Origin of the sequence: Chitinimonas sp. JJ19, assembly GCF_036961565.1 — a bacterium.
Lineage (GTDB): Bacteria > Pseudomonadota > Gammaproteobacteria > Burkholderiales > Chitinimonadaceae > Chitinimonas.
This window is the reverse complement of record NZ_JBAMDD010000010.1, coordinates 85,389-107,589: the sequence shown is the minus strand read 5'-3', so window position 1 is coordinate 107,589 and position 22,201 is coordinate 85,389. Positions and strand designations below refer to the sequence as shown.

Sequence of the window (22,201 nt, the reverse complement as noted above, 5' to 3'; positions counted from 1 at the left end):
CGCGGCATGGGGAGGCAACTGCGGAGAGGATGGCGGAAACAGCCGTCCAAGCGCTTCGAAAACAAAGCCTGCCGAACCAAGTGTGGTTCTGACAGGCTTGAACGATTCTAGCGGAGCGAGGGCGGCCGGCGCAATGGTTTTGTGCGCCGCACGAATTGTTTTTAATCAACAACTTACGTCAATATAACTGTCAAATATTTTCAACACATCGACAGATTATTACGAAAGCGCGACATCACCCCTCATGTAGTGACCAAGCCGCGACAACATGGGCACAATCCGGGATTACGGCAATGTATGGACAAGTTGCCCTAGCCATTACGCCAACGCCAGCGCCAGACCCAGGGGGACGAACAGCAGGCTGGCCACATTGCCCAGCAGCACGATGGAGGCGACCTTGTCCGGCTCCTGCTGGTAGCGCTCGGCAATCATGAAGTTCATGACGGCCGGTGGCAGTGCCGCATACACATAGAGCTGGCTCACCGCCATACCCTGCAAAGGCAGCAACTGCGCCGCCAGCCAGGCCATGGCCAGGCCGGCCAGCGGCCCCAACGCCGCCCCGACTATGCCTACCCGCCAACCTGCCAGGCTGATATCGAGCATACGAGCACCCAGGGCAAACAGCATCAGCGGGATGGCCGCCTCACCCAGCAGCTTGATAGGCAGCGACAACCACTCCGGCAGGTGCAGGCCCGCCAGGTTGCAGGCTATGCCCGCCAACGAGGCCAGTATCATGGGACTGCGCAACATGGCCCCCAGCGAGGCAGCCGGGTTGACCATGCGGGTACCCACCGTGAAGTGCAGCATATTGGTCATGACAAACAGGGCCACCGCCGGTGGCAAGGCCGCCGGCCCAAATGCCAGCACAGCCAGCGGCAGGCCCATATTGGCGGTATTGCCGAACATCATGGGCGGCACAAAGGTGCGCGCATCCCAACGCCGCCAGCGGGCCACCAGCCAGGCCAGGGCCCCCGAGCCAAACACCACCAGCGCACCCCCCAGCAGCAACCAGCGGTTGGCCAGCAGGTCAAAATCGCGCGAGGTCAGGCCCGAGAACACCAACAAGGGCGCCAGCAACTCGATGGTAAGGGTATTCATGGCCGCCAGATCCGGCTTGTGCCGGCGGGCGTAGAGGTAACCCACCAGCACGATCAGCAGTACCGGGGTGATGATGGCAAGGATGCGAAGCAGCACGTAATACTCAGGGTTTGATGGCGCCAGGCCATTCTCGGCGCACTTGTTGATAGTAATCAGACAGACCATGCCGAGCCCAGATGGCCTCCGTCGACTGGGCGAACAGGCCTTCACGCAGCGCAAGCCTGAGTTTAGCCACCACCACGGGGCTGGTCTTGGGGTGGCAGGCCAGCCAGCGCTCCGCCCGCAGCACCACCAGGCGCCGCTCCAGCGGTGCAACGCTGTTGGCCGTCTCCAGGGCGGGGCCGATATCGCTGAGCAATACATCGAATCTACCGGCCGCCAGCATCTGGGCCCCTTTACCGCTGATCTGCAAGGGCTCGTAGACTACCCCTTGCTGCTCCAGCAACAATCTCAATTCCGCCATGTCGATGGCGCCGACCCGATAGCGCTTCAGGTCGCCCACACGGGTCAGACTCCCCGACCAGCCCTGCTTGGCATAGGCCCACACATACATGGGTGCCACCCGGCCAAGATAGAGCAGCACCTCGGTGGTTTCTGCGGCGTAGTTCAGCGCCAAAACGCAATGTCCCGGCGTCTTTTCGGCCGTAAGCAGCGCACGGCGTATGGGCACCAGCTGCATGTTCACGGCCACGCCTTGGGCTGCGGCCAACTGCCTAAAGGCCTGGACATAAGGCCCGGCAGGCACAGCACCGCCCTCGATCACAAAGGGCGGGTAGGGTTCCACCATGACGTTGACCGGCTCACCAGCCGGTGCAGCCTGCAGCAAGCCCCAGCACGTCAGGGCCAATAGCGCCTGCAGATAGGTTGCAGCGCGCATCACGTCACTTGACCACCAGTTTCACAGGCGTTTGCACCATGGCCGGCAACAAGGCCTGCTCGGTCTTCTCCTGTATGGCTTTCAGCACAAGGTCGATGCCAAATGCCGCTTGCTGGGCAGCGTACTGGTCGGCAGTTGCCAGCAACTGGCCACTAGCCAGCAATGGCGCAGCTGCCGGGATATTGTCATAACCCACCACGGCAACCGGGCGTTGGCTGGCACGCACGGCGGCAACCGCGCCTAGCGCCATGCTGTCGTTACCGCAAAGCAAGGCCTTCAGGTCGGGATGGGCTTTCAGCAAATCAGCCGCCAGCTTTTGGGCTGGCGCGGTTTCCCACAGGCCGCTGCGAACCGCCACTACATCTGCACCCACGCTCGCCATGGCCTCGCGAAAACCCGCCGTCCTCGCCTGGGCATTGGTGGTGCTGGAGATACCCTCGATGATGGCGACCTTATCGCCAGGTTTCAGCTGGCGTGCCAAGTACGCCCCCACCTCACGCGCCCCCTGGCGATTGCTCGGACCCACAAACGGAATATTGATGCCCTGCTCAGCCAGCACGCGGTCATCAAACTTGTTATCGATATTGACCACCAGAATGCCCGCCGCCAGCGCCTTGCGCACCACCGGCACCAGGTCACGCGAATCGGCAGGGGCGATCACGATGGCGCTGACCTTGTCGGAGATCATTTTCTCGACCAGCCGTATCTGCCCGGCCTTGTCGGTTTCATTCTCAATACCTGTCAGCACCAAGGTGTACTTGCCCGCGTGCGACTGCGCATGGGCTTTGGCGCCCTCCGCCATGGCCACAAAGAATGGGTTGGCCAGCGACTTCATGACCAAGCCCACACGCGGTAGATCAGCCGCCTGGGCACACAGCATCGAAAGGGCTAGGCAAAGCATGGGTGCCCACAGCCATCGTCTTGGCGACATCATGGTCGTATCTCCTTAAAGCCGTACTCCACTCAGCTTAGCCAGAACACCGTCGTTTTACTGACCAGTATCACCAGACTTGTTGAGCAAGCTCAAAAGCGGCGCTCATGCCAGCCAGTCACGCCCGATCAGGAAATCGCTCAATAGCGCCGCCTCCGCGCTGCCGGCCTCTGGGTGATAGTCATAGCGCCAGTTCACCACCGGCGGCAGCGACATCAGGATGGACTCGGTACGCCCCCCCGATTGCAAGCCAAACAGCGTACCCCTGTCCCAGACCAGATTGAATTCGACATAGCGGCCGCGCCGGTAGGCCTGCCAATCACGCTCGCGCGGGCCGTAGGCCATCTGCCGGCGGCGTTCGACGATAGGTAGGTAGGCCGTCAGGAAAGCGTCGCCCACAGCACGCGTCATGGCAAAGCTGCCCGCTTCGCCCAACTCAGCAAAGTCGTCATAAAACACCCCGCCTATGCCCCGAGGCTCGTTGCGATGCTTGAGAAAGAAATACTCATCGCACCACTGTTTGAAGCGCGGGTATTTGTCGTCGCCTGAAGCCTGCAGCGCATCACGGCAGGTGGCATGGAAATGCACAGCATCTTCCTCGAAGCCGTAATAGGGCGTCAGGTCCATACCGCCGCCAAACCAGAACACATCGGGTTCACCGGCCTGGTAGGCGCGGAACATCCGCACATTCATGTGTACGGTGGGGATATAGGGATTGAGCGGATGGAACACCAGCGACACGCCCATGGCCTCCCAGGCGCGCCCCGCCAACTCAGGCCGGTGTGCGCTGGCAGACGGCGGCAGCTTGTCGCCCATCACATGGCTGAATCCCACGCCACCGCGCTCCAGCAGCTCGCCCCCTTCCAGCAAGCGGCTGATACCACCGCCACCGGCTGGCCGGGTCCACTCATCGCGCAGGAAGGCCTGGCCATCGGCCGCCTCCATGGCACTCACGATGCGTTGTTGCAGATCGAGAAAATAGTCTTTGATAGGGCTGGTATTCATGGTGTCTGTTCAGTATCCGGCCACATGGGGGCCACATCTATCAATAAGTACCGCCAGCCAACCCGGCCGTCCCTGGTATGCAGGCTTGCCGTGCCGACCGGCTGCGGACCATCTGCCCTACACCGCCGGGCTGGGCTACCGCACCAAGCTGCTGCCTGCTCGGTCGACAGCGCTATATCCCGCCTCCGGGGTGCTGCAGCAGAACATCAGGGGTACGCTCCTCGTTGCCTGCGCCATCTGTCGCATCGATCTGCACAAAGCCTTGGCCCTGGTAAAACCGCCGTGCCCGCTGGTTGTCTGCAAAGCACCAAAGCTGGCGCGCTTGCCCATCGGCCAACGCCTGTGCCAACAACTGCGCACCCAAGCCCTGCCCCTGCACCGCAGGTGCCAGATACAGGTGGTGCACCCATTGCGCATCGAAGCTGATAAAGCCTACCAGGCAGCCCGCCGCATCATGCGCCAGCCAGACATGCTGCTCCGCCGGCAGCCCGGCCAGATAGGCCTGAGTTTCTGCCTCGCTATGCAGCTCCGGCAACCAGGGCATGGCCTGGCGGCGGCTGGCCAGGAACACGGCAGCCAACGCCGCCACACACGCGCTATCAGCAGCAGCCAGACGGCTTAACGTGAAGGCAGGCTCAGCCAAGGGTCACTTCGAGGTTGTCTATCAGCCTGGGCTTGCCCAGGCGTGCGGCGCCCAGCACCACCATCTCGCGGTCGCCGGGGCGGGCGTGCTCCAGTCTTTGCTGATCGCGTATTTCCACGTAATCCACGCGCCAGCCGTGGTTCTCCAGGTCTGCCCGTGCCGCTTCTGTCAGCTTCACGAAATCCGTGGCACCGGCTTCCAGCGCCGTCTTGATGGCTATCAGGTTGCGATAGAGCCTGGGCGCCTCAGCCCGCTCCTCGGCGGTGAGATAGCCATTGCGCGAGGACAGCGCCAGGCCATCGTCGGCGCGGCCGGTGTCCACCGGTACGATCTCGATAGGCATGTCGAGGTCGGCCACCATGCCCTCTATCACCTTGAGCTGTTGGTAGTCCTTCTTGCCAAACATGGCGGCATCGGGCTGGACGATATTGAACAGCTTGGTCACCACGGTGGCGACGCCACGAAAATGGCCAGGGCGGAACTGGCCGCACAGCTCATTCTGTATGGCTGGCGGTTCCACCTTGTACTGCTGCTCAGTACGCGGGTAGAGCTGATCCACCGTGGGATGGAACAGTGCATCCACACCGGCAGCGACCAGCTTGTCGCAGTCTGCCTCGAAGGTACGCGGATAGGTGTTGAAGTCTTCGCCCTGGCCAAACTGCAGCGGGTTGACAAAGATGGACACCACCACCTTGCCCCCCCGCGCCTTGGCGGCCTGGCAAAGGGAGATATGGCCCTCGTGCAGGTTGCCCATGGTGGGCACGAAAGCGACCTGGCCGGCGGTTTTGCGCCAGGCCCTGAATTCAGCAACGGTAGTGAATATCTGCATGATCTCGGTGGACTGTAGAAAGTGCGTTGAGGGCAGGCCCGGCACCCGCAGGGCATGTCAGGCTAGCTGACTGGCAGCGTGCTCGAGCGGCTGGCAGCGTGGGCCGCCAGCCCTGGAACCATCAGAACGTGTGCTCAGGCGCCGGGAAAGTCTTGCCCTTGACCTCGCGCACATAGGCTTCGATGGCGCCATGGATGCTGGTGACGCCCTGCATGAAGTTCTTCACGAAGCGGGCCTTCTTGCCGGGATAGACGCCCAGCATGTCATAGACCACCAGCACCTGGCCATCGACGTCGACACCGGCGCCTATGCCTATGGTGGGCACATGCAGGCTTTCGGTGATTTCGCGGGCCAGCGTTGCCGGCACCATCTCCATCAGCACCATGGCGGCACCGGCCGCTTCCAGCGCCTTGGCATCGCGTTTCAGCTGCTCGGCGCCCGCATCGGTCTTGCCTTGCACCTTGAAGCCGCCAAACATATGTACCGATTGGGGGGTGAGGCCGATATGGGCGCATACCGGAATACCCCGCTGCACCAGAAACTGCACCGTCTCCGCCATATACTCGCCGCCTTCCAGCTTGACCATCTCGGCGCCGGCCGCCATCAGTTTGGCCGATGCCTCAAAGGCCTGCTGCGGGCTGGCCTGGTAGGCGCCAAACGGCAGATCAGCCAGCACCAGCGACTGCTTGGCATTCTTGGCCACGCAACGGGTGTGGTACGCCATCTGCTCCAGGCTGACCGGCAGGGTCGAGCTTTCGCCCTGTATCACCATGCCCAGCGAATCGCCGACCAGCAGCACTTCCACTGCGGCATCGGCCATCATGCTGGCGAAGCTGGCGTCGTAGCAGGTCAGCATGGTGATCTTCTGCCCTTCCTGCTTGAGCTTCTGTAGCGTGGATACGGTGATCTTCATATGCTTAGGTCCTTGGGCTGCTCGCCCCGCCTGGATACGGCAGGGCGCAATATATTAGGTTTGCAGCGGCGCAACATACGGGCCTGCTCCACCAAGCCCGCCGCCTCGCGCATGACAATGGCGGCCATGCTTGGAAACAGGGGCTTAGGGCAACACCCTGCAACCCCATTCGGGCTGCTGCCATGCACCACCAAGTTGCAATCAAGCGCTTGCTTGCCTAGTGTCGACTGTCAACGCCATCTTGTCCAGCCTGCCGATTCAAGCATTTAGGTCGCTTGATGGCACACCACCAGGTGCGCACGCTTTCGATGCGGCGCAACAATAGCCCAAACTGCTGGCAAGACTCAACCTTGGCCCAGCGCGGTTGCCGGCCCGCCGCTATTTATGGCTGCTTTCCCGCCACTACCTGGGCGAAAAGCAGACAGCAAGCTAGGCCTTGTTGAAGTATTCGCGTGCGCTGCGCATGCCGGCAATGCGATCCAGCAGGAGCTGGAAATCGTCGTTGTTGCCGGCCAGGTTGAGGTTCTCGGTATTGACGCTCAGTACCGGCGCCTCGGTATAGTCATAGAAGAAACGACTGTAGCGCTCGGTCAACCGGCGCAGATAGCCATCAGGTATCTTGGCCTCGTAGTCACGCGAGCGGCTTTGTACCCGGCTGATCAGGGTATCGACGTCAGCCTGCAGGTAGATCACCAGATCGGGGGTCGCCGCCCTCACCCGCAGATGGCGGTAGATGTCGGCATACAGCCGGAATTCATCGTCGCTCAGTATCAACTCGGCGAACAACGGATCCTTGTCGAACAGGAAATCCGCCACGGTCTGGCCGCCGAACAGGTCTATCTGGGTCAGGCTCTCCACCTGCTCCACCCGCTGGAACAGAAACGACAACTGGGTGGGCAGCGCGTAGCGCTGCATATCCTGGTAGAACTTGGGCAGGAAGGGAATGGCATCCGGCTCCTCCAGCAGGAGATTGGATTCAAGGCGCTCGGCCAGCTTGCGGGCCAAGGTCGTTTTGCCTACGCCTATGGGGCCTTCCACGACGATATAACGGTAACGCTCCAAACCCATGCCCAGCTCTCCTGGTATCACCTGGCTGCAAGTACCCGCTCACCGCCTGCTGTAGGCGCCAATCTGCGGGTATACCCCGTTTCCTCATGGTGTCGATAGAAGGGCCACCAGCACAGCGCCCCTATCGTCGCCAGCAACATATCCTTGTGTGCATCCCACATATCACCCTGCTGCCCGTTGTAGGCCTCGGCATCCTGCGGTGACAGCGTAATGGCAATCAGCCACTCAAACCATTCATAGGCCACGCTGCTGACCACCACCAGCAACACCGCCAGTTGCGCGGCCTGCCGCCAGGCGATGGCATAGCGCCGGGCCAGCCACTCCACCAGGGCGGGCGTCAGGCACACGCCGTACAGCAGGTGGATCAGACGATCGGTATGGTTGCGCGTCACGCCCCAAGCCTGGCCTGGCGACCAGCCGAACATGGCGTCCATCCAGCGGTCGTACGGCACATTCGAATAGAGCCAGCGTGCCGCCAGGCAATGTGCTGCAATAAACAGGCACACCAAGGCATAGGCCCGGACCGTCATGGCCGCACGCCTATCATGCCAGTACAGCAGTATCAGCCCAACCACCGTAAGGCTGCTGTGCAAGGCCTGCTCACGTGGCCAAAGGGGGTATAGCCAGCTGAGCCCGAATACCAGTAGCGTCATGCCCATCAGGCTGCGCTTGCCACTCATGCCAGCCTCTCCAGGTCGCAGGTATCCAGCTTCGCCAGCAGGGCAGCGCCGTCTCCCAGTCCGGGTAGCTGTATGGTCGGTGCAATCTCCAGCAGGGGCAACATGACAAAACCCCGCGCCGCCATACGCGGATGCGGCAAGGTCAGTCTGTCGTCGTGGCACACCGTCTCGCCATACAGCAGCAGGTCCATGTCCAGCGTACGCGGTGCGTTGCGAAAGCTGCGCTGGCGGCCGAAATGCTGCTCTATGGCCAGCAGGCCATCCAGCACCGCATGCGGCGCCAACTCGGTCTCGATGGCGGCTACCGCGTTGGTGAAGTCCGGCTGGTCAAGATAGCCCACCGGGGCACTGCGGTAGAACGAGGATCGCTGCAGCAGCCGGGTGCCGGGCAGGCTGCCCAGGCGCTGCATGGCAGCCTCCAGCGTGGCGGCTGCGTCGCCCAGGTTGGCCCCCAGGCCGATATAGGCAAGCGTGCTCACTGGGCGTTATCCGCCGCGGCCTCGCCCTTGCCACCACTGCGCCGACGCCGACGCTTCTTGTTGGCCCCTTCGCCCGCTTGCGGACGCACCAGCATGGCCTCGCGGGCCTGGCTATCGGCCTGCTGAAAGGTCGTCCACCAATCGGCCAGCTCCTTGTCCACCTCACCCACCGAGGCGCGCAGGCACAGGAAGTCATAGCCGGCACGGAAGCGCGGGTTCTCCAGCAAACGGAAAGGCTTGATTCCGCTACGCTGCTCAAAGCGTGGCTGCAGGGTCCAGATTTCCTTCATGGCCGTGCCATAGCGGCGCGGAATGGCCAGTTTTTCTTCCTGCACGGCCTCGACTTCATCAATGGCCGAGAACAAGGCCAGCATGGCCTTCTCGCCGGCCTGCTTGCGCTTGTCCCAGTTATCCAGCACTTCCAACCACAGCAAGGCGGCAAACACATAGCCTGCCGATACCGGTTTGTCCTCGCGGATACGGCGGTCAGTATTCTCCAGGGCGTTGCGCAAAAAAGCCTCGCCCTGGGGGGCCTTCATCATCTTGTCCAGCAGCGGGAAGAAGCCATGATGCAGGCCTTCGTCGCGCAGTTGCATCAGGCAGGCCCAGCTCTGGCCGCTGAACAGCAGCTTGAGCATCTCGTCGAACAGCCGCGAGGACGGCACGTTCTCCAGCAACGAGGCCAGCTCGCGTATGGGCTTGCGGGTATCGGCATCAATGCTGAGACCCAGCTTGGCAGCCAGGCGTACCGCACGCAGCATGCGCACCGGGTCTTCGCGGTAGCGCACGGCTGGCGTGCCTATCATGGTCATGCGCTTTTTCTCGATATCGGCCACGCCGCCGTGGTAATCGATGATCTCTTCCCGGTTCGGGTCGTAGAACAGCGCATTCACGGTGAAGTCACGGCGCTTGGCATCATCCTCCTGGCTACCCCAGGTGTTGTCGCGAATGATGCGGCCAGCTTCGTCGGTCAACGATTCGCCACTGCCCCGGAAAGTGGACACTTCCACCACTTCGTCGCCGAACAGTACATGTACCAGCCGGAACCGGCGGCCGATGATGCGTGAGCGGCGGAACACCTTGTGGACCTCCTCCGGCGTGGCATTGGTGGCCACATCGAAGTCCTTGGGGTCTTTGCCCAGCAAGAGATCGCGCACGGCACCACCCACGATGAAGGCCTCGTAGCCGGCTGCCTGCAGCTGGTCCGTGGTCTTGAGGGCAAAGGAAGGCAAGCGGTTACGGCGTATGCCGTGGCGCTTGAGGGGGATTACCACGCGGCCGCCGCCATGACGCTTCTTGAGCTTAAGTACGCGACCGATCAGTTTGCGAATCATTGTGTTATTCGAGGGTTAGCGCTTCGGGAAGCCCGATTATACGGCCAAGCGTGCTCTCGCCTGTGAAGAACTATTTTGTCCCCTGGACACCTTGCCAAGGAGTGTTTGATGCCCGCAATACGCTATCGCCTGCTGAACGTGTTTGCCGAGACCCCGTTTGGCGGTAATCCCCTGGCGGTGATAGAGGACGGCAGCAGCCTGTCCGATGCCGAAATGCAACTGGTCGCCCGCCAGTTCAACCTGTCTGAGACCACCTTTATTCTGCCTTCCACCCAGGCCACCGCCCGGGTGCGTATCTTTACCCCAGGCTATGAGATGCCCTTCGCCGGCCACCCTACCCTGGGTAGCGCCCAGGTGGTCAGAGCCTTGCTGGGTACAGGCGACGCCATCACGCTGGAGATGCAGGCAGGCATCATCCCGGTCCTGGCAGACGGTGATCGCTGGACCTTGCAAGCCATGCCGCCAGTCAACCGCCCGCTGGAGGCCAGCCCGACCCAACTGGCCGCCATGCTGGGCCTGCCGGCATCGGCCATCGCCGGCCCTGGCCTGTGGGTAAGCTGTGGCAACGAACAGCCCATGTTGCAGCTCAACTCAGTGGCCGCAGTACAGGCCTGCCGGCCCGATAGCGAACTGATACGCCGCTACTGCACCAATGCCGACGGCAAAGCCAAGATCTATGTGTTTGCCCGCACCGACGAGGGTTTCGAGTCGCGCTTTTTCTGGACGCCCGATACCGGCATCAGCGAAGACCCCGGCACCGGCTCTGCCGCCGCCAACCTGGGCGGCTGGTGGCTGGCTACCCAGGGCGGCGCAGCGCTGAATGCCACCATACGCCAGGGCACCGCCATGGGACGCCCCAATGTACTGCGCCTGCAGGTAGCCGACCAGCGCATCTACGTGGGAGGCAGGGTGGTGGAGCTAGGGAGCGGCGAGCTGCATTGGTAACGGCGTCAACGCGCAGGCGGCGCATCACGGCGGAACACCAGCCGGTCTTCCTGACTTAGTGCCGCCTCGTAGCGATAGCCTTCCACATCAAAATCACGCAGCCCGTCCACCGTGCTGATGCGGCGCGTCAGCGCATAGCGCGCCATCAGGCCGCGGGCCCGCTTGGCGTAGAAACTGATGATCTTGTACTGCTCGCCCTTGCGGTCCTCGAACACACACTCCACCAGCCTGGCCTTCAGGTGGCGGGGCCGGACAGACTTGAAATATTCGTCGCTGGCCAGATTGACCAGCACGGCTGGCTTGTCGTGCGCCAGCTCCTTGTTCAAGGCTTCGGTAATGCGGTCGCCCCAGAAGGCGTACAGATTGCTGCCCGCCGGATTGGCCAGCCGCGTCCCCATCTCCAGCCGGTAGGCCTGCATGCGATCCAGTGGCCGCAATACGCCATACAAGCCAGACAGGATGCGCAGATGCCGCTGGGCGTAATCGAGGTCAGCCGCATCCAGGCTGGCCGCATCCAGGCCCTCGTAGACGTCACCCATGAATGCCAGTATCGCCTGCTTGCTGTTGTGGGCGGTATAGCGTGGCCGCCAGGCCTGGTAGCGCGCGACATTGAGCGCCGCCAGCGGCTCGGAGATAGCCATCAGGCTGCCAATCTCTGCCGGCGTCTTAAGGCGCAGCAAGGCAATCAGCTCGGCCGACTGTTCGGTAAAGGCAGGCGTGGTGAACTTGGCAATATGGGCAGGGGTATCGTAATCGAGGGTCTTGGCAGGCGAGATGACAAACAGCATGGGCAGGCAGCAATCGGGGCGAAAACCGTATTTTACCTGCGGCTGGCCGGCCATGCGGCCCATATCCCCAGCGACGCCGGGTTCCCAGGCTGGCTCTGGGCCACCTGCCCCTCCCGCCCCCAGGAGTGACGGGGCCGGGAGGAGATGCCGCCCCCCCCCCGACGCGGTAGGTGATCTTGCGCTCGCAAACTGGGCTAATCTTTCTGACAGTGCCCGGGCCGCTCACGTCGCTGTTCTGGCTAGGTGCCGATGCAGCACCTGGGATCTAGCATCGGTCAGATTTGATATTCACAAAATGAATTAAAAATTCATTTTATATAACTTTTTATACAGTTTAAGATGTCCCTTATGCTTGGCCAACACAGTCAGGCAACGCATACCACAAGCCCCCAACACCCTGATATATCACTGCCACCCTAAGAGCCTGTTCACGATCTTTTCACCCCGTCGCTGGACCGGAAAAGGGTCAGGTACAAGGCGGGCGACGCAGGCAATAACCGGTTATTACCAAGGAGTCCAACGCAGTACATGACCCTTTTCCAGTCCAGCCCTTCGGGTTCCGGGCATTACCGGCAGCGACCGGCGTTACAAGCCGCTTGCGGTACCCGTACCGCGGCGCGGCTTGTGCCTTGTCCGCTATCCGGCACTGCCCGGAACGACGGGGCGAAAAAATCGTAAACAGGCTCTTAGAGAGAACAGCATATGAACAAGCGCACTTTCCTTACCACCCTGCTGGCGGTCGCCCTGGCCGCTACCGCTGGCGCTGCCGATCTGCTCGATACCGTGAAGCAGCGCGGCACGCTGAAAATCGCCCTGGAAGGCACCTATCCGCCCTTCAACTTCAAGAACAGCAAGGGCGAGCTGGACGGCTTCGATGTGGAAATCGGCCGCGCGCTGGCGCAGAAGCTGGGGCTCAAGCCTGAGTTCATCACCAGCGAATGGAGCGGCATCCTGGCCGGCCTGCAAGCGGGTAAATATGATGTGATCGTCAACCAGGTATCGGCCACCGACAAGCGGCGGGAGATTTTCGATTTCACCCAGCCCTACACGCTTTCCAGCGCCCAGCTGATCGTGCGCAAGGACGAAAAGCGCCAGTTCAAGAGTCTGGCCGACCTGAAAGGCAAAAAGCTGGGCGTAGGCCAAGGCAGCAACTATGCCGACCTGGCCAAGGCTGTCGAGGGCGTAGAGGTCAAGACCTACCCCAGCGCCGCCGAATACCTGCAGGATCTGGCCTTGGGCCGGGTGGACGCCGCCTTGAACGACAGCCTGCTGGTGCCCTACCTGGTCAAGCAGGCCAAGCTACCACTCAAGGGAGGCGCGGGCGTCGGCTCGGTTGAAGGCAGTGCCATCCCCTATCTCAAGGGCAACCCACGGTTTGGCGCAGCGCTCGACAAGGCCCTGGCCGATATCAAGGCAGATGGCACCTTCCGCAAGATATCGATCAAGTACTTTGAGCGCGATGTCAGCCGGCCACTGGGCGCCAGTTGATACTATGCTGTAGCAGCGCTGGCACGGCACGGCGGCCGCAACCGACAGGTTGGCGGCCGCCTGCCATTGAATGGACCCCACTACCACAATGACTGAGCTTTACACCCTACTGCTGGATGCCGCCCCCATCCTGTTCAAGGCCACCGGCTGGACCCTGGTCTTTGCCCTGTCAGCCATGGTGGGCGGCCTGCTGCTGGCCAGTATCGTCGCCACCCTGCGCCTGCTGGGGCCGCGCTGGCTGCAATACCTGCTGGATACCTATGTCAGCGCCTTCAGGGGCACGCCGCTGCTGGTGCAGGTGTTCGTCATCTACTACGGCCTGCCCAGCGTCGGCATACAGTTCGAGCCACTCACCGCCGGCGTACTGGCGCTCAGCCTCAATGCGGGTGCCTACCTGGCCGAAAGCCTGCGCGGGGCCATCAACGGTGTGCCGCAGGGCCAGTGGCTGGCCGCCAGCAGCCTGGGGTTCGGCCGGGCCCAAAGCCTGCGCTATATCATTGCTCCCCAAGCCTTGCGGCTGGCCCTGCCCAGCATGGGCAACACCCTGATCAGCCTGATCAAGGACACCTCGCTGGTTTCGGTCATCGCCGTCACCGAGCTGATGCTGGCCACCAAGGAGCTGATCTCCACCACCTTCCAGCCCTTGCCGCTTTACCTGGCCGCCGCCGCCATCTACTGGGCCTTGAGCGCCCTGCTGGAACGGCTGCAACGCAAGCTGGAGCAAAGGCTGGCGCGGGCGTACTAGCTCCCCCCGCATCTGCGCACAAAAACAAATTCAACAGGTAACCAGCTGCGCATCAACATCACGGAAAACCCGACGCAATGTTACGCATGATCAACTGGCTCATCGTCTTATCGATCGGCAGCCTCAGCAGCCTCCCAACCTTGGCAGGCGCATGCACTGCAGGTCCCGCCCAGGCCTCGAAGGCGCGCCCACTGCTGATCCGGAACATCCAGTTGCTGCCCATGACTGCTGACAAGCGCGAGGTGCTTGAACAGCATGCGGTGCTGATACAGGCCGGCAGGATAGCCCGCGTAGCACCAGACACTGCCATCTCGGTTCCGCCAGGCGCTCGCATCATCGATGGCAAGGGCGGCTTCCTGCTACCTGGACTGACAGACATGCATGTCCACGTCTGGGACAAACCAGAACTGTCGGCCTACCTGGCCGCAGGCGTCACCACCATCCGCAATGCCTCGGGCATGCCTTTCCATCTCGCCTACGCCACCGCGATCGATACCGGCTGCTTGGCAGGGCCACGCCTGATTACCACCGGCCCGATACTGAATGGACAGGGACCGAATACCCAACCCAACCACCAGATCGTCAGCACGGCGGCCGAAGCCCGGGCAGCAGTGCATACCCAGCACCAGCAGGGCTACCGCCACCTGAAGGTCTACTCCAACCTGTCCAGGGAAGCCTATCGCGCCATAGTCGAGGAAAGCCAACGGCTGGGCATGACTATCATGGGCCACACGCCCGAAGGCTTACGCGAGCCCGGCATGCCGCATCGCAAGCCATTCCAGATCCCTTTTCGCGAGATGCTCCAAGACCCCCTGGTCTCCATCGAGCACATGGAAAGTATTGTCTGGCACGCGCTGCATGACGAATTTGATGAGGGCAAGGCTCGCATTCTTGCCAAGGAGATAGCCGCCAGCCACATCGCGGTTACCCCTACGCTGATCGCGCACCGCAACCTGGTACTGGTTGCCCAAAGCCGTGGCCGGTATTTGCGGCGCCCAGGCGTGGCGTGGCTGAATCCATTCATCTCGGCGCTGGAACAGCCTGCCTATAAGCAATGGTCCACGACTGCTCCAGCAGAGCGGGCGCAGCACGATGCCTTTTACTCGCAGGCCACCAGAATCTTCCATGAAGAAGGCGTGAAGCTGCTGGCAGGCACCGATGCCGGCATCTTTACCAACGTACCCGGCATCTCGCTGATTGAGGAGCTGAAACTGCTGACGGACGCCGGCCTGGGCAGCTTTGAGGCCCTCCAAACCGCTACCCGGCATCCGGCCGAGGTTTTGGGCATGGGCCATCAACTGGGGCAGATCAAGGAGGGGTACTTGGCTGACCTGATCCTTGTCCAAGCCGACCCCAGCCTGGATATCAGCAGCCTGCGATCCCTCACCGGGCTGGTCGTTGCAGGGAAATGGCTGGGGCCAGAGCGCATCGCACAGCTGAAGCGCCAAGCAAGATCCACCTCCTATGCACGCTCCAAGCAGCAGATCATGGACGGGCTCAAGGCCCAGGGCGCCGCCTTGGAATAGGATGGCATGGCATACCGTTCTGCCGCAGCAAGCGCTGCTGACCTACCAGGCCTGAGGTTATCCAAAAAAACGGGCGCACCTTGCGATGCGCCCCCGAAGTGAGACCCTAAGTAAAACACGGTAGTGATCAGGCCAGGCGTTTCTCGCTGGCCGGATCGAACAGGAGCGCCTTGGTGGGGTCCAGCGTCAGTTCCACCTGCTGGCCGGGCGCGCCGGCTGCGCGGGGATGGCAGCGGGCCACGGTCTTGATGCCGTTGAAGGTGACGGTCACCAGGGTATCGGGGCCGGTGGGTTCGGTGATGGCTACGGTAGCCTGCAGGGTCTGCAGATTGCCGCGCTCGCTGTGGGCGCTTTCGGGGTCGGTCAGTTGCTCTGGCCGTATACCCAATATCACCTGCTTGCCCACAAAGGCCCGCTGGCTATCGCTGATGGGGCTCAGTCTGACCGCCTGCACGGCACGGCCATTGTCCAGTTCCACCACAGCGTGACCATCTTCCTCGCGCAGTTGCACCGGGATGAAGTTCATCGATGGCGAACCAATAAAGCCTGCCACATAGAGATCGGCCGGGGCGTCGTAGATTTGCTGGGGCGAGCCGAACTGGCGCACTTCGCCATCCTTCATCACGGCGATGCGATCACCCAGTGTCATCGCCTCGATCTGGTCGTGGGTCACGTACACAATGGTCGTGCCCAGGCGCTGGTGCAGCAGCTTGATCTCGGAGCGCATCTCCACCCGCAGCTTGGCATCAAGGTTGGAGAGCGGTTCATCAAACAGGAACAGGGTGGGATTGCGGGCCAGTGCCCGGCCCATGGCCACGCGCTGGCGCTGACCACCCGACAGCTGCAGGGGCTTGCGGTCCAGCAGATGTTCTATCTGCAAGGTCTTGGCCACCCGGGCAATGATTTCCTCCTGCTCGGGCTTGGGTACCTTGCGGATATCCAGGCCAAAGGCGATGTTCTTGCGCACTGTCATATTGGGATACAGCGCATAGCTCTGAAACACCATGGCGATGTCGCGATCCTTGGGAGACAGCTTGTTGACCACCCGGTCACCGATGGCGATCTCGCCGGAGGTGATGTCGTCGAGGCCGGCGATCATATTGAGCAGGGTGGATTTGCCACAGCCAGAGGGGCCGACCAGGATCAGGAACTGGCCCTTCTCTATCTCCAGGTCTATGCCCTTGAGTATGTGGGTGTTGCCATAGCTCTTCTTGACGTTGCGTATGCTGAGTGCGCCCATGTCGATTCTCCGCGAGGCGGGTCAGGTTAGGCGCCTGCATGGTGCCGGCGCCGCCTGCCTGTCCTCGGTTAGCCCTTTACCGCGCCGGCAGTCAGCCCGCGCACGAAATATTTGCCGCCCACCATGTACACCAGCAGGGTAGGCAAGGCCGCGATGATGGCGGCGGCCATGTCCACGTTGTATTGCTTCACGCCGGTACTGGTGTTCACCAGGTTGTTGAGCGCCACCGTCATGGGCTGGCCCTCGCCCGAGCTGAACACCACGCCGAACAGGTAGTCGTTCCAGATCTGCGTGGTCTGCCAGATCAGGCACACCATGATGGTGGGCACCGAGATAGGCAGCAGTATCTTGAAGAAGATGCGGAAGAAACCTGCGCCATCTATGCGCGCCGCCTTGACCAGCTCGCCCGGCACCGTCACGTAGTAGTTGCGGAAGAACAGCGTGGTGAACTGCAGGCCATAGATCACATGCACCAGCACCAGCCGACCGGTACTGTTCTCCAGCTCCAGCCAGCCCAGCACCTGGGCCATGGGCAGTATCACCACCTGGAAGGGCAGGAAGGTGCCGATCAGCAAGGCCATGAAGAACATGTCCGAGCCCTTGAATCGCCACATCGACAGGATGTAGCCATTGAAGGCCCCCACCAGGGTGGAGATAAGCACCGCCGGTATCATCATCGTGAGGCTGTTGGCGAAATAGCGCTTCATGCCGCCACACTCTACCCCGGTACAGGCAGTGGACCAGGCAGCGCTCCAGGCATCCAGGCTGAAAGAGCCTGGCAACGACAGCAGGTTGCCAGCGCGGATTTCATCCAGTGTCTTGAAGCTGGTGCTCAGCATCACGTACAGCGGTGCCAGATACCATAAAGCCATCAGCACCAGCACGGCATAGATGCCGAAGCGTATGAGCTTCGCCTGCAGGGATTGTGGGTAATCAGCCACGACGCTCCCTCCTCAGTTCGGAATACAGCAGCGGCATGACCACGGCGCAAGCGGTGAACAGCATCATCATGGCGCTGGCGGCACCCAGGCCAAGCTGGCCCCGGGTAAAGCCGTGCTGGTACATGAAGATGGATGGCAGATCAGTGGCAAAACCGGGGCCGCCGCCGGTCAGTGCCATCACCAGGTCAAAGCTCTTGACCGCGATATGCGCCAGTATCATGAAAGCGCTCAGGAACACCGGCCGCAGGCTGGGGATGATGATGCGGGTGTAAATGGTTGGCAGGGAGGCACCATCTATCTGCGCCGCCTTGATGATGCTGTCGTCCACCCCACGCAAGCCCGCCAGGAACAAGGCCATCACAAAGCCTGAGGATTGCCATACACCGGCAATGACCACGGTGTAGATGGCGAAATCGGGGTTGATGATCCAATCGAAGGTGACGCCGGTAAAACCCCAGTCATGCGCCATCTTTTCCAGGCCCAGGCCTGGGTTCAATATCCATTTCCAGGCGGTGCCGGTCACAATGAAGCTCAGCGCCATGGGGTAGAGATAGAGCGTACGGATGGCGCCCTCAAACCGGATCTTCTGATCCAGCAGCACGGCCATCAAAAGGCCCAGGGCCAGGCTGACCAAGATGAACAGGCCACCAAAGATGCCCAGGTTCTGCATGGCGCCCCACCAACGCTCATTGCCGAACAGCTCGACATACTGGACAAAGCCAGCCCATTCATAGCGTGGCAGCAGGCGGGATTCGGTGAACGACAACCAGGCCGTCCAGCCTATGAATACATAAAAGCCGATCAAACAGGCCAGCACCGTAGGGGCCAGCACCAGCTTGGGCAGGATCACATCGGCGAGCCGGCTTATCGAAAAACCGGGTGCGCCTTGACGGGAAGCAGTCATGGCGTCTCCTTGTGCAGGTTGGAAAGACAGCGGGTAGGGGACTCCGGCAGCCGTACAGGCCTGCCGGAGCGTTCACTCCTCGCTGGCGCGAGTTATTTACTGCTTGTTGTACTTATTAGGCACAGGTCTGGCCGCAGGGCAAAGCGAGACGCTCGCCCACGGCAGCCCGGCACAACACCAGCGCTGCGGGTGGTGCAGCACTGGCCAGGCCTGATTGGCGCTGCCAAGCAGGCCCAGCGTTGCGGTGCTTAGCGCTTCTTGGCGGCAGCCAGCAACTTGGTTACGGCATCCTTGCTGCTCATGTTCGAGTTCATGAAACTCGACACCACATCCTGGATAGCACCTTGTGCGGCGGATGGCTGGGCCATTTGATGGGCAAAGGAAGGCACCAGGCCGCCCGACTTGTTGGAAGCCACGAAATCGGCCGCCGATTTCTTGGCGCAATCGTCAAACTTGCTCATGTCGTGCCCCAGGCGCACCGGGACCGAGCCCTTGTTCTGGTTGAACACTTCCTGGAAAGGCGTGGACAGCACCGTCGAGGCAAAGTCGGAAGTCGCCTTGAGATCCTTGTTCTTCTGCGCAAAGACGATGAACGAGTCGATATTGAAGGTGAACGCATTGGCCGTACCCGGTGCAGCCAGGCAGAGATAATCGGTACCGGGTTTCTTGCCGGCGGCGGCAAACTCACCCTTGGCCCAGTCACCCATGAACTGCATGGCAGCCTTGCCGTTGATCACCATGGACGTCGCCAGATTCCAGTCGCGGCCCGGCATGTCCTTGTCCATATACTTGCGCACCATGCGCAGGGTATCGAAGGCCTTGATGGTGGTGGCGCTGTTGATGGCCGCCGGGTCCAGCTTCACAAAAGCCTTGTTGTAGTAGTCGGCACCACCCACACCCAGGGCGATGGATTCGAATACCGTATTGTCCTGCCAGGGTTGGCCACCATGGGCCACCGGAATGAAGCCGGCCTTCTGCAGCTTCTCGGCCACGGCGGGGAACTCATCCCAGGTCTTGGGCGGCTGCACGCCAGCCTTCTTGAATACTTCAGGATTGGCCCACATCCAGTTGACGCGGTGCACGTTCACCGGCACGGCCACATAATGGCCCTTGTACTTCATCACATTGGCCACCACGGGCGGCAGCAGGGTGTCCCACTTCTCGGTCGCCGATACACCGTCCAGATTGGCCAATACGCCTTCGGCAGCCCATTCCTGGATGGCAGGGCCCTTTACCTGGGCAGCCACGGGTGGATTGCCCGATACTACGCGGGTCTTCAGCACGGTCATGGCATTGTCGCCACCACCGCCGGCCACGGCGAAGTCCTTCCAGGTATGGCCCTTGGCCTCTATCATTTTCTTCAGTTCAGCGGCGGACTTGGCCTCGCCACCGGAAGTCCACCAATGCAGCACTTCAACAGTACCGGCAGAGGCTGGGAGGGAAAGCACACAGGCGGCGGCCAATGCCAGGGTCAGGCGACGAGGTTGCATCTGTCTCACTCCTTATTTGAATTAGGTCGGCTGCGTCATGCACACGACTGGAGCGAAATATAACTACGCATGTAAGCTTTGTGAAGGATTTTTGTAAGTTTTCAGTAAGTTTCAATATTGCATTGCACCATAAAAGCGCAAAGCCCAAGCCGGCGCCTCATTTCAAGGCGATCGCAGCACAGCATCGGGGCAAGGCCGACTGTGGTACGGGATACACTTAGCCATAGCCAACTGGGCAATATCTTAGTTTTGTTACACCATCGGTCGCCCCCCAGCCCGCTTACCGCCCGCAGCCGCAATCCGGTACCACGCACTGGTATTGGTACCAAGCAGTCAGCTGCGTCTCAGTGGTAAAATTTATGACATATAACTGAACCGATATCCTTAGCCATTCGATGCCCTTCATCACCAAGCCCCGCACCCACGCCGAATCCGTCGTATTCAAGCAGGCACATGCCCTGCGCCCGCAAGCAGTCATCGAACCCGGCATGGCCTACGGCAGCGCTTCTCGCTCCTGCAGCCGCTACCAGTTCGATGAGTACGCCATGCCTTATGACGGCGACTTCGCCCTCGATAAGCCCGTGCTGGCCGCGCTGCTGCCCACCCTGGTGCAGACTGATCCAGAGACGGCAGTGCTGCTGGTCGCCAGCACCCAGAACCTGCCCGACAAGCCGATGACGCCAGAGCAGGCCAATGCCAGCTTCAACGCCTGGTATGGCCCGTTGAAAGACTCCCTGATCGGGCCGGGAAATATCGCAGGCAATATCCATGGCGTGGTTGAAAGCAGCCTGCGGGCCTACTGGGCCCGCCATGCCGCCCAAGGCTTTGCCCGGCTGCGGGCCGGTGGCGTGCAGTCGATACGGCTCAGCCCCAATATCACCATCTACGCCCACCGCATCGGTGCCAACGGCCAGTTGCGGCGCGGCGCCCAGATACGGGTCAAGGTCAGCAACCTGCCGGTGCAGGTGCTGCACCAGATCCCCACGGCGGCCTTTGGCGGGCGCGCCACCCAGTCGTTTGCCAGCATGCGCAGCAGCGCCCATGACATGCGCCGCCTGCAGGCCCTGGCCGATGGTGTAGCGGACTCCCGCGCGCAATCCAGCATGCTGCTGCGTGCCGCCGGCAGCAAGGTGGGTGGCGGCGTCCTGGCCTTTGGCCCCACGGCCGCCTTTGATTTTTACGACAGCACCAGCCGCACGGCCGATGGCCTGGCGGTGGACTGGCGTGGCTTCGCCGTGCGCTCGGCCAAGAGCCAGAGTGGCAACGTGCTGGGTGTAGCCGCTGGCACAGGTACTGCCATGGCGGTAGGCATGATGGCGGCACGGGGCCTGCTGCTGCTCACGCCGTTTGGCTGGCCGGTGTTTGCCCTAAGCCTGGTTGCCGGGGTCGCCGTGCAAGCCGCCTGGAGCCGCTACGGCGGCGATGAAGCCGCTGGCAACGCCGCCGCCTCGGTGCTCGGCGTCAAGCGATGACCCACCCGCCGGCATCCCTGCCGCTGCTGCTAGGCAAAGCCTGGCACGGCTGGCTGCTGGCCGTGCCGGCCAGCCTGGCCGTATGGGCACAGGCCGACTGGCGCTGGGCCTTGGCGGCCTTTGCCGTCCTGGGGTTTTACTTCCTGCTGGATGGGCTGGCGGTCTGCTATCTGTCGCTGTTCGGCAGCCGGGCAGCCATCATCAGCAGCCTGCACGCCCTGTTGTTCATGCTGCCCCTCTCCTTCTGCCTGGCAACACTGGCCTTGGGCCAGGCACAGGCCGGCCTGACCTGGCTGGCCCTGCTGGCGGCCTACCTGATCGTGCTGGGCAGTATAGCCCTGCTGGAGTGGCGCAAAGCGCCCTGGCCCAGTCCAGACACCAAGACCCTGGCCTGGCCCGGCACCCAGATCAAGCTGGACAGCCGCCAGCTGCAGGCCAGCGCCACCCCTGCACAACGCAGCAAGGCCAGTTGGCTGATCGCCCCAGCAGCGTCGGTCCCGCTTTACCACATCCTGCGCCCCTGGCTGGAGCAAGGCAGCGGCTTGCATTGGCTGGCCCTCCTGGGCAATCTGCTACTGCTGTGGATGGCGGCCACCCTGGGCCGCCCCCTGGCCCAAGGCTGCAAGCTGCGGCTGCTGGAGCTGCGCAGCCCAGCCGACAGCCCACCGTTTACCAGCAACAGGCTGGCCGAGCTGGAACAGCTACGCCAGCAAACCGCGCTGGGTCGCTGGCTGCGAGCACGCTTCCCGCTACCGACCGGTGTCTCCGTCAAAGCCAAACTGGGCAAACGCGCCTAGCACCGTCA

At 61.9% G+C, this 22,201-nt stretch carries 22 protein-coding genes; 6 read left to right on the top strand and 16 right to left on the bottom strand.

Going from position 1 to position 22,201, the window contains the following annotated elements; genetic code table 11:
- Nucleotides 1-318: 318 nt before the first annotated feature.
- From V7714_RS13685 to pcnB, 11 genes are all read right to left on the bottom strand, one after another.
- Entirely contained in the window at nt 319-1,194 is an 876-nt protein-coding gene (locus tag V7714_RS13685; protein WP_335710239.1) for an AEC family transporter, read from the bottom strand.
- Nucleotides 1,195-1,201: 7 nt separating this feature from the next.
- Entirely contained in the window at nt 1,202-1,975 is a 774-nt protein-coding gene (locus V7714_RS13680) for a hypothetical protein (protein ID WP_335710238.1), read from the bottom strand.
- Nucleotides 1,976-1,979: 4 nt separating this feature from the next.
- On the bottom strand, nt 1,980-2,876 hold the full coding sequence (locus V7714_RS13675; protein WP_335710237.1) for a substrate-binding domain-containing protein: 897 nt from the start codon (nt 2,874-2,876) through the stop codon (nt 1,980-1,982).
- Nucleotides 2,877-3,011: 135 nt separating this feature from the next.
- Nucleotides 3,012-3,911, bottom strand: coding sequence for an oxygen-dependent coproporphyrinogen oxidase (gene hemF, locus V7714_RS13670; protein WP_335710236.1), 900 nt, complete (start codon nt 3,909-3,911; stop codon nt 3,012-3,014).
- Nucleotides 3,912-4,083: 172 nt separating this feature from the next.
- A complete protein-coding gene (locus V7714_RS13665) occupies nt 4,084-4,554 on the bottom strand; it encodes a GNAT family N-acetyltransferase (protein WP_335710235.1) in 471 nt (156 codons plus the stop codon).
- Nucleotides 4,547-5,383 carry a pantoate--beta-alanine ligase gene (panC, locus tag V7714_RS13660; RefSeq protein ID WP_335710234.1) on the bottom strand — a complete coding sequence of 279 codons (837 nt, stop codon included), beginning with the start codon at nt 5,381-5,383 and terminating at the stop codon, nt 4,547-4,549. Before panC ends, V7714_RS13665 begins: the two co-directional genes overlap by 8 nt.
- Before the next feature lie 121 nt (nt 5,384-5,504).
- On the bottom strand, nt 5,505-6,296 hold the full coding sequence (gene panB / locus V7714_RS13655; protein WP_335710233.1) for a 3-methyl-2-oxobutanoate hydroxymethyltransferase: 792 nt from the start codon (nt 6,294-6,296) through the stop codon (nt 5,505-5,507).
- Between the two features lie 429 nt (nt 6,297-6,725).
- Complete coding sequence (locus tag V7714_RS13650) at nt 6,726-7,364, bottom strand: deoxynucleoside kinase (protein WP_335710232.1); 639 nt, start codon at nt 7,362-7,364, stop codon at nt 6,726-6,728.
- Nucleotides 7,365-7,381: 17 nt separating this feature from the next.
- Complete coding sequence (locus tag V7714_RS13645; RefSeq protein WP_335710231.1) at nt 7,382-8,044, bottom strand: DUF2238 domain-containing protein; 663 nt, start codon at nt 8,042-8,044, stop codon at nt 7,382-7,384.
- On the bottom strand, nt 8,041-8,523 hold the full coding sequence (gene folK / locus V7714_RS13640; protein WP_335710230.1) for a 2-amino-4-hydroxy-6-hydroxymethyldihydropteridine diphosphokinase: 483 nt from the start codon (nt 8,521-8,523) through the stop codon (nt 8,041-8,043). The genes V7714_RS13645 and folK overlap by 4 nt, the downstream gene beginning before the upstream one ends.
- Nucleotides 8,520-9,857, bottom strand: a complete 1,338-nt coding sequence (pcnB, locus tag V7714_RS13635; RefSeq protein WP_335710229.1) for a polynucleotide adenylyltransferase PcnB — start codon at nt 9,855-9,857, stop codon at nt 8,520-8,522. The genes folK and pcnB overlap by 4 nt, the downstream gene beginning before the upstream one ends.
- A gap of 108 nt (nt 9,858-9,965) precedes the next feature.
- On the opposite strand from pcnB, the gene V7714_RS13630 reads away from it, so the two are divergent.
- On the top strand, nt 9,966-10,802 hold the full coding sequence (locus tag V7714_RS13630) for a PhzF family phenazine biosynthesis protein (RefSeq protein ID WP_335710228.1): 837 nt from the start codon (nt 9,966-9,968) through the stop codon (nt 10,800-10,802).
- Between the two features lie 5 nt (nt 10,803-10,807).
- Here V7714_RS13630 and yaaA read toward each other — a convergent pair whose 3' ends face one another.
- Nucleotides 10,808-11,644: a peroxide stress protein YaaA gene (yaaA, locus tag V7714_RS13625; protein ID WP_442891166.1), complete on the bottom strand. Its 837-nt coding sequence runs from the start codon at nt 11,642-11,644 to the stop codon at nt 10,808-10,810.
- A gap of 648 nt (nt 11,645-12,292) precedes the next feature.
- On the opposite strand from yaaA, the gene V7714_RS13620 reads away from it, so the two are divergent.
- The 3 genes from V7714_RS13620 (at nt 12,293) to V7714_RS13610 (ending at nt 15,349) form a co-directional block, all read left to right on the top strand.
- Nucleotides 12,293-13,078 (top strand): transporter substrate-binding domain-containing protein, encoded by a 786-nt coding sequence (locus V7714_RS13620; RefSeq protein ID WP_335710227.1) that lies wholly within the window; start codon nt 12,293-12,295, stop codon nt 13,076-13,078.
- 88 nt (nt 13,079-13,166) lie between these two features.
- A complete protein-coding gene (locus tag V7714_RS13615; protein ID WP_335710226.1) occupies nt 13,167-13,823 on the top strand; it encodes an amino acid ABC transporter permease in 657 nt (218 codons plus the stop codon).
- 221 nt (nt 13,824-14,044) lie between these two features.
- Nucleotides 14,045-15,349, top strand: coding sequence for an amidohydrolase family protein (locus V7714_RS13610; RefSeq protein ID WP_335710225.1), 1,305 nt, complete (start codon nt 14,045-14,047; stop codon nt 15,347-15,349).
- 127 nt (nt 15,350-15,476) lie between these two features.
- Here V7714_RS13610 and V7714_RS13605 read toward each other — a convergent pair whose 3' ends face one another.
- The 4 genes from V7714_RS13605 to V7714_RS13590 form a co-directional block, all read right to left on the bottom strand.
- Nucleotides 15,477-16,589 (bottom strand): ABC transporter ATP-binding protein, encoded by a 1,113-nt coding sequence (locus tag V7714_RS13605; protein ID WP_335710224.1) that lies wholly within the window; start codon nt 16,587-16,589, stop codon nt 15,477-15,479.
- Nucleotides 16,590-16,657: 68 nt separating this feature from the next.
- A complete protein-coding gene (locus tag V7714_RS13600) occupies nt 16,658-17,530 on the bottom strand; it encodes a carbohydrate ABC transporter permease (RefSeq protein WP_335710223.1) in 873 nt (290 codons plus the stop codon).
- On the bottom strand, nt 17,523-18,434 hold the full coding sequence (locus V7714_RS13595; protein ID WP_335710222.1) for a carbohydrate ABC transporter permease: 912 nt from the start codon (nt 18,432-18,434) through the stop codon (nt 17,523-17,525). The genes V7714_RS13600 and V7714_RS13595 overlap by 8 nt, the downstream gene beginning before the upstream one ends.
- Nucleotides 18,435-18,682: 248 nt before the next feature.
- Complete coding sequence (locus V7714_RS13590; RefSeq protein WP_335710221.1) at nt 18,683-19,924, bottom strand: ABC transporter substrate-binding protein; 1,242 nt, start codon at nt 19,922-19,924, stop codon at nt 18,683-18,685.
- Between the two features lie 395 nt (nt 19,925-20,319).
- Here V7714_RS13590 and V7714_RS13585 point away from each other — a divergent pair, with 395 nt between their 5' ends.
- A complete protein-coding gene (locus V7714_RS13585; RefSeq protein ID WP_335710220.1) occupies nt 20,320-21,396 on the top strand; it encodes a hypothetical protein in 1,077 nt (358 codons plus the stop codon).
- Entirely contained in the window at nt 21,393-22,193 is an 801-nt protein-coding gene (locus tag V7714_RS13580; RefSeq protein ID WP_335710219.1) for a hypothetical protein, read from the top strand. Before V7714_RS13585 ends, V7714_RS13580 begins: the two co-directional genes overlap by 4 nt.
- Nucleotides 22,194-22,201: the final 8 nt, after the last annotated feature.